Source organism: Streptococcus mitis, from assembly GCF_965111725.1.
GTDB classification, from domain to species: Bacteria; Bacillota; Bacilli; order Lactobacillales; family Streptococcaceae; genus Streptococcus; species Streptococcus mitis_DV.
The window spans coordinates 631125-644283 of sequence record NZ_OZ217341.1; the positions used below are offsets into that span (position 1 = coordinate 631125).

General features: G+C 40.3%; 14 protein-coding genes and 1 tRNA gene. 14 read left to right on the forward strand and 1 reads right to left on the reverse strand.

Annotated features, from left to right (window positions below; all coding sequences use genetic code 11):
- Window positions 1-25 precede the first annotated feature (25 nt).
- Window positions 26-1603 (forward strand): DEAD/DEAH box helicase, encoded by a 1578-nt coding sequence (locus ACLV7Q_RS03260; protein ID WP_218757454.1) that lies wholly within the window; start codon window positions 26-28, stop codon window positions 1601-1603.
- Window positions 1604-1632: 29 nt separating this feature from the next.
- Here ACLV7Q_RS03260 and ACLV7Q_RS03265 read toward each other — a convergent pair whose 3' ends face one another.
- Entirely contained in the window at window positions 1633-1806 is a 174-nt protein-coding gene (locus ACLV7Q_RS03265) for a hypothetical protein (protein ID WP_225904710.1), read from the reverse strand.
- A 201-nt stretch (window positions 1807-2007) separates the two neighbouring features.
- On the opposite strand from ACLV7Q_RS03265, the gene codY reads away from it, so the two are divergent.
- From codY to clpX, 13 genes are all read left to right on the forward strand, one after another.
- A complete protein-coding gene (gene codY, locus ACLV7Q_RS03270; protein WP_000940732.1) occupies window positions 2008-2796 on the forward strand; it encodes a GTP-sensing pleiotropic transcriptional regulator CodY in 789 nt (262 codons plus the stop codon).
- Window positions 2796-3371, forward strand: a complete 576-nt coding sequence (locus ACLV7Q_RS03275; RefSeq protein WP_173274645.1) for a cysteine hydrolase family protein — start codon at window positions 2796-2798, stop codon at window positions 3369-3371. The genes codY and ACLV7Q_RS03275 overlap by 1 nt, the downstream gene beginning before the upstream one ends.
- 80 nt (window positions 3372-3451) lie before the next feature.
- Window positions 3452-3537 (forward strand) — tRNA-Leu (locus ACLV7Q_RS03280).
- A 288-nt stretch (window positions 3538-3825) separates the two neighbouring features.
- A complete protein-coding gene (locus ACLV7Q_RS03285; RefSeq protein WP_000229957.1) occupies window positions 3826-4956 on the forward strand; it encodes an ABC transporter ATP-binding protein in 1131 nt (376 codons plus the stop codon).
- 271 nt (window positions 4957-5227) lie between these two features.
- Complete coding sequence (locus ACLV7Q_RS03290; RefSeq protein WP_218757455.1) at window positions 5228-5740, forward strand: adenine phosphoribosyltransferase; 513 nt, start codon at window positions 5228-5230, stop codon at window positions 5738-5740.
- Window positions 5741-5922: 182 nt separating this feature from the next.
- Window positions 5923-6867 carry a homoserine O-acetyltransferase MetA gene (gene metA / locus ACLV7Q_RS03295; RefSeq protein ID WP_218757456.1) on the forward strand — a complete coding sequence of 315 codons (945 nt, stop codon included), beginning with the start codon at window positions 5923-5925 and terminating at the stop codon, window positions 6865-6867.
- Window positions 6868-6875: 8 nt separating this feature from the next.
- Window positions 6876-7553, forward strand: coding sequence for a DnaD domain-containing protein (locus tag ACLV7Q_RS03300; RefSeq protein WP_218757457.1), 678 nt, complete (start codon window positions 6876-6878; stop codon window positions 7551-7553).
- Window positions 7554-7650: 97 nt separating this feature from the next.
- Complete coding sequence (tpiA, locus tag ACLV7Q_RS03305) at window positions 7651-8409, forward strand: triose-phosphate isomerase (RefSeq protein WP_000087891.1); 759 nt, start codon at window positions 7651-7653, stop codon at window positions 8407-8409.
- 37 nt (window positions 8410-8446) lie between these two features.
- Complete coding sequence (lytC, locus tag ACLV7Q_RS03310; protein WP_218757458.1) at window positions 8447-9961, forward strand: GH25 family lysozyme; 1515 nt, start codon at window positions 8447-8449, stop codon at window positions 9959-9961.
- 605 nt (window positions 9962-10566) lie between these two features.
- Window positions 10567-11085: a Dps family protein gene (locus ACLV7Q_RS03315; protein ID WP_050107673.1), complete on the forward strand. Its 519-nt coding sequence runs from the start codon at window positions 10567-10569 to the stop codon at window positions 11083-11085.
- Window positions 11086-11214: 129 nt separating this feature from the next.
- Window positions 11215-11721: a dihydrofolate reductase gene (locus ACLV7Q_RS03320; RefSeq protein ID WP_084367432.1), complete on the forward strand. Its 507-nt coding sequence runs from the start codon at window positions 11215-11217 to the stop codon at window positions 11719-11721.
- Entirely contained in the window at window positions 11721-11891 is a 171-nt protein-coding gene (locus ACLV7Q_RS03325) for a hypothetical protein (protein WP_000442276.1), read from the forward strand. Before ACLV7Q_RS03320 ends, ACLV7Q_RS03325 begins: the two co-directional genes overlap by 1 nt.
- A 31-nt stretch (window positions 11892-11922) precedes the next feature.
- Window positions 11923-13155: an ATP-dependent Clp protease ATP-binding subunit ClpX gene (clpX, locus tag ACLV7Q_RS03330; protein ID WP_000106341.1), complete on the forward strand. Its 1233-nt coding sequence runs from the start codon at window positions 11923-11925 to the stop codon at window positions 13153-13155.
- Window positions 13156-13159 lie beyond the last annotated feature (4 nt).

Genomic DNA, 13159 nt, shown 5'->3' on the forward strand with positions numbered 1-13159 from the left:
CACCACCTTTAGAAAGAAGAATAACGTGAAATTTAATGAATTAAACTTGTCTGCTGATTTGCTAGCAGAGATTGAAAAAGCTGGTTTTGTAGAAGCCAGTCCGATCCAAGAACAAACTATTCCCTTGGCCCTTGAAGGCAAGGACGTTATCGGTCAAGCTCAGACTGGTACAGGAAAAACTGCAGCCTTTGGCTTGCCTACCCTTGAAAAAATCCGTACAGAAGAAGCGACTATCCAAGCCTTGGTCATCGCTCCAACTCGTGAACTAGCTGTCCAAAGTCAAGAAGAACTCTTTCGCTTTGGTCGTAGCAAGGGAGTGAAAGTCCGCTCAGTATATGGTGGATCAAGTATTGAAAAACAAATTAAGGCTCTTAAATCTGGTGCCCATATCGTGGTGGGAACACCTGGACGTCTTTTGGACTTGATTAAACGCAAGGCCTTGAAATTACAAGATATTGAAACGCTTATCCTTGACGAAGCGGATGAAATGCTCAACATGGGCTTCCTTGAAGACATTGAAGCGATCATTTCTCGTGTCCCTGAAAGTCGTCAAACCCTACTCTTCTCAGCAACTATGCCAGATGCCATCAAACGTATCGGTGTTCAGTTTATGAAAGAACCTGAGCATGTGAAGATTGCGGCTAAGGAATTGACCACAGAATTGGTTGACCAATACTATATTCGTGTTAAGGAACAAGAAAAATTTGATACCATGACTCGTCTTATGGATGTAGAACAGCCTGAGCTTGCTATCGTATTTGGGCGCACAAAACGCCGTGTAGATGAATTGACTCGTGGTTTGAAAATCCGTGGCTTCCGTGCAGAAGGAATTCATGGAGACCTAGACCAAAACAAACGTCTTCGTGTCCTTCGTGACTTTAAAAATGGCAATCTTGATGTTTTGGTTGCGACAGACGTGGCAGCACGTGGTTTGGATATTTCAGGTGTGACCCATGTCTATAACTACGATATTCCACAAGATCCTGAAAGTTATGTTCACCGTATCGGTCGTACAGGTCGTGCCGGTAAGTCAGGTCAGTCGATTACTTTCGTATCACCAAATGAAATGGGCTACCTCCAAATTATTGAAAACTTGACTAAGAAACGCATGAAAGGTTTGAAACCAGCGACAGCAGAAGAAGCCTTCCAAGCTAAGAAACAAGTAGCGCTCAAGAAAATCGAACGAGACTTCGCAGACGAAGCCATTCGTGGGAACTTTGAGAAATTTGTTAAAGATGCTCGTAAGTTAGCTGCCGAATTTACTCCAGAAGAATTGGCTATGTATATCTTGAGTCTGACAGTCCAAGATCCGGATAGCCTTCCGGAAGTGGAGATTGCGCGTGAAAAACCACTACCGTTTAAACCGTCAGGTAATGGCTTTGGTGGTAAAGCTAAGGGAGGTCGTCGTGGAGATGACCGTCGTGATAATCGCCGTGGAGACAACCGTCGTGGTGGTCGCCGTGATGATTTCAAAAAAGGAAGTCGTGGCAATGATCGTTTTGATAAAGACAGACGTTACCGTAATAAAGACAATAAAAAACCACGCAATACTTCAAGCGAAAAGCAAACAGGCTTTGTGATTCGTAACAAGGGCGATAAATAAGAAAAAGCGGTTCAAAATGAATCGCTTTTTTATATAAGGAGACCGAATGTGAAAAGATAATACTCTTCGAAAACCTCGTCAAACCACGTCAACGTCGCCTTGTGTAGGTATATGTTACTGACTTCGTCAGTTCTATCTATAACCTCAAAGCAGTGCTTTGAGCAGCCTGCGGCTAGTTTCCTAGTTTGCTCTTTGATTTTCATTGAGTATAAATAAAATCATTGTATTATCTTTTTATAATGTTATAATACACAAAAATAGGCAGCTTGTCAATAGAAAAGGGAAAATTTAATTAAAAATATTCTGGTTTTTAAAAATTGCAAGTCAATAAGGAATTTTCAGATAATTATTGAAAAAGAGAAGTTTTTATGTTATAATGATAGCGATTAAATTCGAGGTGAAAAATGGCACATTTATTAGAAAAAACAAGAAAGATTACATCAATTTTGAAGCGCTCAGAGGAGCAGTTGCAGGATGAGCTGCCTTACAACGCTATTACGCGTCAGTTAGCGGATATTATTCATTGCAATGCCTGCATTATCAATAGTAAGGGACGTCTGCTTGGCTATTTCATGCGTTATAAAACAAATACAGATCGCGTAGAGCAATTCTTCCAAACTAAGATTTTCCCAGATGACTACGTTCAAGGGGCTAATATGATTTACGAAACAGAAGCAAACTTGCCTGTTGAGCATGATATGAGTATTTTCCCTGTTGAGAGTAGAGATGATTTTCCAGATGGCTTGACGACTATTGCACCGATTCATGTATCGGGGATTCGCCTTGGTTCTTTGATTATTTGGCGCAATGATAAAAAATTCGAAGACGAGGACTTGATTCTTGTTGAGATTGCCAGTACCGTTGTTGGGATTCAGCTTCTTAACTTCCAGCGTGAAGAAGATGAGAAAAATATCCGTCGCCGTACTGCTGTTACCATGGCGGTTAATACCCTTTCTTACTCCGAACTCCGTGCTGTTTCAGCAATTTTAGGGGAATTAAATGGAAATGAAGGGCAGTTGACTGCGTCAGTGATTGCAGATCGTATCGGAATCACTCGTTCTGTGATTGTTAATGCCCTTCGTAAACTTGAGTCTGCGGGGATTATTGAAAGTCGCTCACTTGGAATGAAGGGAACCTATCTTAAGGTCTTGATTTCAGATATTTTTGAAGAAGTGAAGAAAAGAGATTACTAATGACAAATGCTTTAATTTCGATTGATTATACAGAAGATTTTGTTGCTGATAGTGGGAAGCTGACAGCAGGTGCTCCAGCTCAAGCTATTTCGGAAGCCATTAGCAAGGTGACTCGATTGGCTTTTGAAAGAGGAGATTACATCTTCTTTACCATTGATGCGCACGAGGAAAATGATTGTTTCCATCCAGAAAGTAAACTATTCCCTCCTCATAATCTGATTGGGACGAGCGGACGGAATTTATATGGAGATTTGGGGATCTTTTATCAAGAGCATGGTTCAGACAGTCGTGTCTTTTGGATGGATAAACGCCATTACTCAGCTTTTTCAGGGACTGACCTAGATATTCGTTTGAGAGAGCGTAGAGTGTCTACCGTTATCTTAACAGGTGTCTTGACGGATATCTGTGTCCTGCATACAGCTATCGATGCCTATAATCTAGGATATGACATCGAGATTGTTCAACCAGCTGTTGCTTCCATCTGGCCTGAAAATCACCAATTTGCCCTAGGTCATTTCAAAAATACACTTGGAGCTAAGTTAGTAGATGAAAATCTAAATGAACTTTCAGAGTAACCTGGTTGGTGAAAATGAAAAAATTTGAAAAAAGTATTGACAAGCATCCCAAAAGTTGATATACTAGTAAAGTAATCGACGCGGGGATGGCGGAATTGGCAGACGCGCAGGACTAAGGATCCTGTGACCGCTTTAGGTCGTGAGGGTTCAAGTCCCTCTCTCCGCATAGGATAAGAGTTAGCTTAGGCTAGCTCTTTTACATTTCTCTAAAAAATTAGAATCCAGTCAAATGTAGTGGAGAATCAGCGAAAATATGGGAAAACTAATCCTTGTTTCTGCTTTTGTCTTTTGTATAGAAGAATAATAAAGATTATCTTCTTCAAATTCTCCGATATTCTCTAAAGTTTTGTGCAAGTTGCACAGAACTTTTTTGTTTTTTTGGTCACCTTGCCATAGAAATGTAAAGCGTTTTCATATATAATGTAATTATCAAAAGACAGAAGGAGTTCACCTCATGGTAGAATTGAATCTTAAAAATATTTACAAAAAATATCCAAACAGCGAACACTATTCAGTTGAAGATTTCAACTTGAACATCAAAGATAAAGAATTTATCGTTTTCGTAGGTCCTTCAGGATGTGGTAAATCAACTACACTCCGTATGATTGCTGGTCTTGAAGACATCACAGAAGGTACTGCATCTATCGATGGCGTGGTTGTCAACGACGTAGCTCCAAAAGACCGTGACATCGCCATGGTATTCCAAAACTACGCTCTTTACCCACACATGACTGTTTATGACAACATGGCTTTCGGTTTGAAATTGCGTAAATACAGCAAAGAAGACATCGACAAACGTGTGCAAGAAGCAGCTGAAATTCTTGGATTGAAAGAATTTTTGGAACGTAAACCAGCTGACCTTTCAGGTGGTCAACGTCAACGTGTTGCCATGGGTCGTGCGATCGTCCGTGATGCAAAAGTATTCTTGATGGACGAACCTTTGTCAAACTTGGATGCTAAACTTCGTGTATCAATGCGTGCTGAGATTGCGAAAATCCACCGTCGTATCGGAGCTACAACTATCTACGTAACTCACGACCAAACAGAAGCGATGACACTTGCGGATCGTATCGTTATCATGTCAGCAACTAAGAACCCTGCTGGTACAGGTACTATCGGACGTGTTGAACAAATCGGTACTCCTCAAGAAGTTTACAAAAACCCAGTTAATAAATTCGTAGCAGGATTCATCGGAAGCCCAGCAATGAACTTCATCAATGTGAAATTAGTTGGTAGCGAAATTATTTCTGATGGTTTCCGTTTGAAAGTTCCAGAAGGAGCATTGAAAGTTCTTCGCGAAAAAGGCTACGAAGGTAAAGAGTTGATTTTCGGTATCCGTCCAGAAGATGTGAATGCAGAACCTGCTTTCCTTGAAACATTCCCAGACTGTGTTGTAAAAGCGACTATCTCTGTATCAGAACTGCTTGGTTCAGAATCTCACCTTTACTGCCAAGTTGGTAAAGACGAATTTGTTGCTAAAGTTGATGCTCGTGACTACTTGCAGACAGGTGCAACAGTTGAGCTTGGATTTGACTTGAACAAAGCACACTTCTTTGATGTAGAAACTGAAAAAACAGTCTATTAAAATAAATAAAATTCAAAGCACTACAAGAAAAGATATCTCTTTATCAATTGTAGTGGAGAGCTATCAGTTAATCTAGGGAGAGAAACAGAATGCTTCTCTCCTTTTTGGTAGGGAAGTCATATTATGCATCTATCTTGTGATACCCTTTGAATAAAAATGGTCATCTTATTTGACTTATAGGGTGACTAGCAGATGAAATATTGTTTTCTCTTTCTTCTTTACTAGAAAGTATGGTATAATAGAGAGTAAAAACTTTGAAAGAAAGAAAAAGATGAATTTAAAAGATTATATTGCAACAATTGAAAATTATCCAAAGGAAGGGATCACCTTCCGTGATATTAGTCCTTTGATGGCTGATGGAAATGCTTATAGCTATGCTGTTCGTGAAATTGTTCAGTATGCTACTGACAAGAAAATAGACATGATTGTAGGTCCTGAGGCTCGTGGTTTTATCGTGGGCTGTCCAGTTGCCTTTGAGTTGGGAATTGGTTTTGCGCCTGTTCGTAAGCCAGGTAAATTGCCACGCGAAGTCATTTCTGCTGACTATGAAAAAGAGTACGGTGTTGATGCCTTGACTATGCATGCTGACGCTATTAAGCCAGGTCAACGTGTTCTTATCGTAGATGACCTCTTGGCAACAGGTGGAACTGTTAAGGCAACCATCGAGATGATTGAAAAGCTTGGCGGTGTTGTAGCAGGTTGTGCCTTCCTTGTTGAATTGGATGAATTGAACGGCCGTGAAAAAATCGGTGACTACGATTACAAAGTTTTGATGCATTATTAATGAAAAACAGTCCCTAGGGCTGTTTTCTCTACATTAGGATATAAAAATAGACTATAGCTAGTTAGAGAAAAACTATAATTGAAAACTATATCTTCTTGCAGTATAATAAAAGGACTAGATGTTTGAGATTTGGCTTCAAACATATGCAATGATTCCTGAAAGAATACAGTTAGGAGAGGGTTATGCCGATTCGAATTGATAAAAAATTACCAGCTGTTGAGATTTTGCGGACAGAGAATATCTTTGTCATGGATGATCAACGTGCTGCCCACCAAGATATTCGCCCGTTGAAGATTTTAATTTTAAATCTCATGCCACAGAAAATGGTCACAGAAACCCAGTTGTTACGCCATTTGGCCAATACACCTCTACAACTGGATATTGATTTTCTCTATATGGAGAGCCATCGTTCTAAAACAACTCGTTCAGAGCACATGGAGACCTTTTATAAAACTTTTCCTGAAGTCAAGGATGAGTATTTTGATGGGATGATTATCACGGGTGCTCCAGTTGAGCATTTACCATTTGAGGAAGTGGACTATTGGGAGGAATTTAGCCAGGTGCTTGAGTGGTCCAAGACCCATGTCTATTCGACCCTTCATATCTGTTGGGGGGCTCAGGCTGGGCTTTATCTGCGCTATGGTGTAGATAAATACCAGATGGACAGTAAGCTATCAGGTATTTATCCTCAGGATACTTTAAAAGAAGGGCACCTTCTCTTTAGAGGTTTTGATGATAGCTATGTATCCCCTCATTCTCGGCATACGGAGATTTCTAAGGAAGAGATTCTGAATAAGACCAATCTCGAGATTTTATCAGAGGGACCTCAGGTTGGGGTTTCGATTTTGGCTAGTCGGGATTTGCGTGAAATTTATAGTTTTGGGCATTTGGAATATGACCGTGATACCTTGGCTAAAGAGTATTTTAGGGATCGTGATGCAGGTTTAGATCCTCATATTCCAGAAAATTATTTTAAGGATGATGATGTTAATCAGATGCCTTGTCTTTGTTGGTCTTCATCAGCAGCCCTCTTTTTCAGTAACTGGGTGAATTATGCGGTCTATCAGGAGACGCCTTTTGACTGGAGAAAAATAGAAGATGATGCATCTGCATTTGGGTATTTATAAGAGGAATTATGACATATTTAGACGCTTTTAAATCAGGGAACTTGGTTTTACCGAGTGCCCTGCTCTTGCATTTTAAGGAACTCTTTCCTTCTAGCGACGATTTTCTGGTCTGGCAATTTTTCTATTTGCAAAATACGACAGGTTTGGAAGAAATGTCACCAAGCCAGATTGCTGAAAGGATTGGAAAGGAAATTTCGGATGTCAACCAGTCCATCTCTAATCTGACGGAGAGGGGACTGCTTCAGTACCGTACTATCGAATTAAATGGTGAAATCGAATTGCTTTTTGATGCTAGTTTGACTTTGGAACGTTTGGATGATTTGCTTGGAGTCACTCATTCGAGTTCAGACCAGTTGACACCTCAAAATCAGCTCAAAGATTTGGTAGAAACCTTCCAACAGGAGTTGGGACGCTTGTTGACACCTTTTGAGATTGAGGATTTGACCAAGACACTAAAGGAAGATGAAACCAGTGCTGACTTGATTAAGGAAGCTCTTCGTGAAGCTGTTTTAAATGGAAAAGCAAACTGGAAGTACATTCAGGCGATTTTGAGAAACTGGCGCCATGAAGGTATCAAAAGTGTGGCTCAAATTGAGGCTAAGCGGGCAGAAAGAGAAGCAAGCAATCCTCAGTTGACACAGGTATCTGCAGATTTCAGAAATGCCATGGATCTCTGGAAGGATTAATCGTTGGCAGCAGGCTTGAAATCCGAGTAAGATTTGCAAGCTGTGTTTAATTGTGATAAAATAAATAGAAAATAAATTGAAAAAAGAGGTATGTGAAATGTCACGTAAACCATTTATCGCTGGTAACTGGAAAATGAACAAAAATCCAGAAGAAGCTAAAGCATTCGTTGAAGCAGTTGCATCAAAACTTCCTTCATCAGATCTTGTTGAAGCAGGTATCGCAGCTCCGGCTCTTGATTTGACAGCTGTTCTTGCTGCTGCAAAAGGTTCAAACCTTAAAGTTGCTGCTCAAAACTGCTACTTTGAAAATGCAGGTGCTTTCACTGGTGAAACTAGCCCACAAGTTTTGAAAGAAATCGGTACTGATTACGTTGTTATCGGTCACTCAGAACGCCGTGACTACTTCCATGAAACTGACGAAGATATCAACAAAAAAGCAAAAGCAATCTTTGCAAACGGTATGCTTCCAATTATCTGTTGTGGTGAATCACTTGAAACTTACGAAGCTGGTAAAGCTGCTGAATTCGTAGGTGCTCAAGTATCTGCTGCATTGGCTGGATTGACTGCTGAACAAGTTGCTGCATCAGTTATCGCTTACGAGCCAATCTGGGCTATCGGTACTGGTAAATCAGCTTCACAAGACGATGCACAAAAAATGTGTAAAGTTGTTCGTGACGTTGTAGCTGCTGACTTCGGTCAAGAAGTGGCAGACAAAGTTCGTGTTCAATACGGTGGTTCTGTTAAACCTGAAAACGTTGCTTCATACATGGCTTGTCCAGACGTTGACGGTGCCCTTGTTGGTGGTGCGTCACTTGAAGCTGAAAGCTTCTTGGCTTTGCTTGACTTTGTAAAATAATCAGTAAGTAGCAAAAGCTAGGTGGAACAGCATTCAGGTGCCTGTTCCATTTTTTATAGGAGAGGAAAGATTGAAAACAAAAATTGGAAAAATTGGATTAGCCAGTATCTGTTTACTAGGCTTGACAACGAGCCATGTCGCTGCAAATGAAACTGAAGTTTCAAAAACTTCGCAGGATACAACGACAGTTTCAAGTAGTTCAGAGCAAAATCAGTCTTCTAATAAAACTCAAACGAGCACAGGTGTAAAGACCAATGTTGCTGCCCACTGGGATGGGGATTATTATGTAAAGGCTGATGGTTCTAAAGCTCAAAATGAATGGATTTTTGATAATAACTACAAAGCTTGGTTTTATCTCAAATCAGACGGTCGTTATGCTCAAAATGAGTGGCGGGGCAGCTATTACCTAAAATCAGGTGGCTATATGGCTCAAAACGAGTGGCTTTATGATAATAATTACAAGAGTTGGTTTTATCTCAAGTCAGATGGGGCTTATGCCCATCAAGAATGGCAATTGATTGGAAATAAGTGGTATTACTTCAAGAAGTGGGGTTACATGGCTAAAAGCCAATGGCAAGGAAGTTATTTCTTGAACGGTCAAGGAGCTATGATGCAAAATGAATGGCTTTATGATCCAGCCTATTCTGCTTATTTTTATCTAAAATCCGATGGAACTTATGCCAACCAAGAGTGGCAAAAAGTGGGCGGCAAATGGTACTATTTCAAGAAGTGGGGCTATATGGCTCGGAATGAGTGGCAAGGTAACTACTATTTGACTGGAAGTGGTGCCATGGCGACTGATGAAGTGGTTATGGATGGTGCTCGCTATATCTTTGCGGCTTCTGGTGAGCTCAAAGAAAAGAAAGATTTGAATGTCGGCTGGGTTCACAGAGATGGTAAACGCTATTTCTTTAATAATAGAGAAGAACAAGTGGGAACCGAACATGCTAAGAAAGTCATTGATATTAGTGAGCACAATGGTCGTATCAATGATTGGAAAAAGGTTATTGATGAAAATGAAGTAGATGGTGTCATTGTTCGTCTAGGTTATAGCGGTAAAGAAGACAAGGAATTGGCGCATAACATTAAGGAGTTAAACCGTCTGGGAATTCCTTATGGTGTCTATCTCTATACCTATGCTGAAAATGAGACCGATGCTGAGAATGATGCTAATCAAACCATTGAACTCTTGAAAAAATACAAGATGAACTTGTCTTACCCTATCTACTACGATGTTGAGAACTGGGAATATGGCAATAAGACCAAGAGGGCTCCAAGTGATACTGGAACCTGGGTCAAGATTATCAACAAATATATGGCAACAATGAAGCAGGCGGGTTATCAAAATGTGTATGTCTATAGCTATCGTAGTTTATTACAGACGCGTTTAAAACACCCAGATATTTTAAAACATGTAAACTGGGTAGCGGCCTATACCAATGCTTTAGAATGGGAAAACCCTCATTATTCAGGAGAAAAAGGTTGGCAATATACCTCTTCTGAATACATGAAAGGAATCCAAGGGCGCGTAGATGTCAGCGTTTGGTATTAAGCGATGATTTGAAAGAGGGATGTGATACTAGCACCCTCTTTTTCTTTGTTTTATGATAGTTTATCCTCGAGCAAATTCAAGAACTTGCTCGGAAATGAAGTTTATGTTTATATAGTATATTGAAGTTAGAATAGTACACCTTGACTTCTAAAACATTGTTAGAAATTGATTTGACTATCCTAATCAATTCGTCTTATTCTTATTTCATTTTACTATAGATTGAATATAGACCAGGACATTGCGGTTGCTAAAACATTTTTAGAAATTCATTTGTCTTTCCTAATCGACTTGGTTCCCTCTTATTTCAATCTATTATAGTCTTGGGGAATTTCTTCAAACCACATCAGCGTGCTCAGTTCTACCTGCGACCTCAAAACTTGTGCTTTGGTCAAGATGGGTTTGGCTTCCTAGTTTGCTGATGGATTTCCATGGACTATAAGCATCCAGACCTCTTTTTCGTCTTCTAAAGAATTCTTAAATTATCAGTCTATTGCAACTTTTCTCATGTGGGTCATTTGGCTTGCTATTGTCTTTCATTAGTAGTATACTAAGGTAGTAATCATTAAGAAGTGGTTACATAAAAATAATGAATGAGGTAAAATAAAATGGTAGAATTGAAAAAAGAAGCAGCAAAAGATGTCGCAACATTAACAAAAGCAGCGCCAGTAGCATTGGCAAAAACAAAGGAAGTTTTGAATCAAGCTGTTGCAGATTTGTATGTAGCGCATATTGCTCTTCATCAAGTGCACTGGTACATGCGTGGACGCGGTTTTATGGTATGGCATCCAAAAATGGATGAGTACATGGATGCTCTTGATGGTCATTTAGATGAAATCAGCGAACGCTTGATCACACTTGGTGGAAGCCCATTCTCTACTTTGACAGAGTTCCTTCAAAACAGTGAAATCGAAGAAGAAGCTGGTGAATACCGTAATGTTGAAGAAAGCTTGGAACGTGTTCTAGATATTTATCGCTACCTCATCACTCTTTTCCAAAAAGCGTTGGATGTGACTGACGAAGAAGGCGATGATGTTACAAACGATATTTTTGTTGGTGCTAAGGCTGAACTTGAGAAAACAGTTTGGATGCTTGCCGCAGAACTTGGACAAGCACCTGGTTTGTAAGAAACAAGACAACATAGATAAATCTGTAGGAAATTTCTTACAGATTTTTTCTATTTTGTAAGCTATTCCAAACCAGTCTTTTTTTGAGTTTTTTGATAAAATAGTACTATCAGTGAAAAGGATGGAAGCATGACTAAGAAAATCGTAGCTATTTGGGCCCAGGATGAAGAGGGTGTGATTGGTAAGGACAATCGTCTGCCTTGGCATTTGCCAGCAGAATTGCAGCACTTTAAAGAAACAACTCTGAATCATGCTATCTTGATGGGGCGGGTAACCTTTGATGGAATGGGGCGTCGCTTGCTTCCACAACGGGAGACCCTGATTTTGACGCGTAATCCGGAAGAAAAGATAGATGGGGTTGCTACTTTTCAGGACGTCCAGTCTGTTCTCGACTGGTATCAGGCTCAAGAAAAGAATCTCTACATTCTCGGTGGGAAGCAGATTTTTCAGGCTTTTGAACCCTATTTAGATGAAGTAATTGTCACTCAGATTCATGCTCGGGTGGAGGGAGATACCTATTTTCCTGAGGAGTTTGACTTATCTCTTTTTGAGACAGTTTCAAGCAAATTTTACGCCAAAGATGAGAAGAATCCTTATGATTTTACCATCCAATACCGCAAGAGAAAGGAAGTCTAATGGAACGGAGTTTATTTGGTTTATTCACGGCTTTTCTGTGTTTCATCTGCCTTCTGGCAGGAGCACAGGCTTTTCGTAAAAAGCGTTACGGGCTTTCTATCCTGCTCTGGTTAAATGCCTTTACCAATCTGGTCAATAGTATTCATGCTTTTTACATGACCTTATTTTAGATAGAATGACAGTATAGAATGGAAGGAAATCATGTCTACAAATAGAAAAAATGATATGATGGTTTATTGCTCATTTTGTGGCAAAAACCAAGAAGAAGTACAAAAAATAATCGCTGGTAACAATGCCTTTATCTGTAATGAATGTGTGGAGTTGGCCCAGGAAATCATTCGAGAAGAATTGGTTGAGGAAGTCTTGGCAGACTTGTCTGAGGTGCCAAAACCAATTGAACTCCTCCATATCTTGAACCATTATGTAATCGGTCAAGATCGTGCCAAACGTGCCTTGGCAGTGGCAGTTTACAACCACTACAAACGTATCAATTTTCATGATACGCGTGAAGAGTCAGAAGATGTGGATTTGCAGAAGTCAAACATCTTGATGATTGGCCCAACTGGTTCAGGGAAAACATTTCTTGCCCAGACCTTAGCTAAGAGTTTAAATGTACCTTTTGCCATTGCAGATGCAACAGCTCTGACGGAGGCTGGTTATGTGGGTGAGGACGTGGAAAATATCCTTCTCAAACTCTTGCAGGCTGCCGACTTTAACATCGAGCGTGCAGAGCGTGGGATTATCTATGTGGATGAAATTGACAAGATCGCCAAGAAGAGTGAGAACGTGTCTATCACACGTGACGTTTCTGGTGAAGGGGTGCAACAAGCCCTTCTCAAGATTATCGAGGGAACAGTTGCAAGTGTGCCGCCTCAAGGTGGACGCAAGCATCCACAACAAGAGATGATTCAGGTGGATACTAAAAATATTCTCTTCATCGTGGGTGGTGCCTTTGATGGCATTGAAGAAATCGTCAAACAACGTCTGGGTGAAAAGGTTATCGGATTTGGTCAAAATAACAAGGCGATTGATGAAAATAGTTCTTACATGCAAGAAATCATCGCAGAAGACATTCAAAAATTTGGTATTATCCCTGAGTTGATTGGACGTTTGCCTGTTTTTGCAGCTCTTGAGCAATTGACGGTCGATGACTTGGTTCGTATTTTGAAAGAGCCAAGAAATGCCTTGGTCAAACAATATCAAACCTTGCTTTCTTATGATGATGTTGAGTTGGAATTTGACGACGAGGCCCTTCAAGAGATTGCAAATAAGGCCATAGAACGCAAAACTGGTGCGCGTGGACTTCGCTCGATTATCGAAGAAACCATGCTAGACGTCATGTTTGAAGTACCGAGTCAGGAAAATGTGAAACTGGTTCGCATCACAAAAGAAGCTGTCGATGGAACGGATAAACCAATCCTAGAAACAGCCTAGAGGT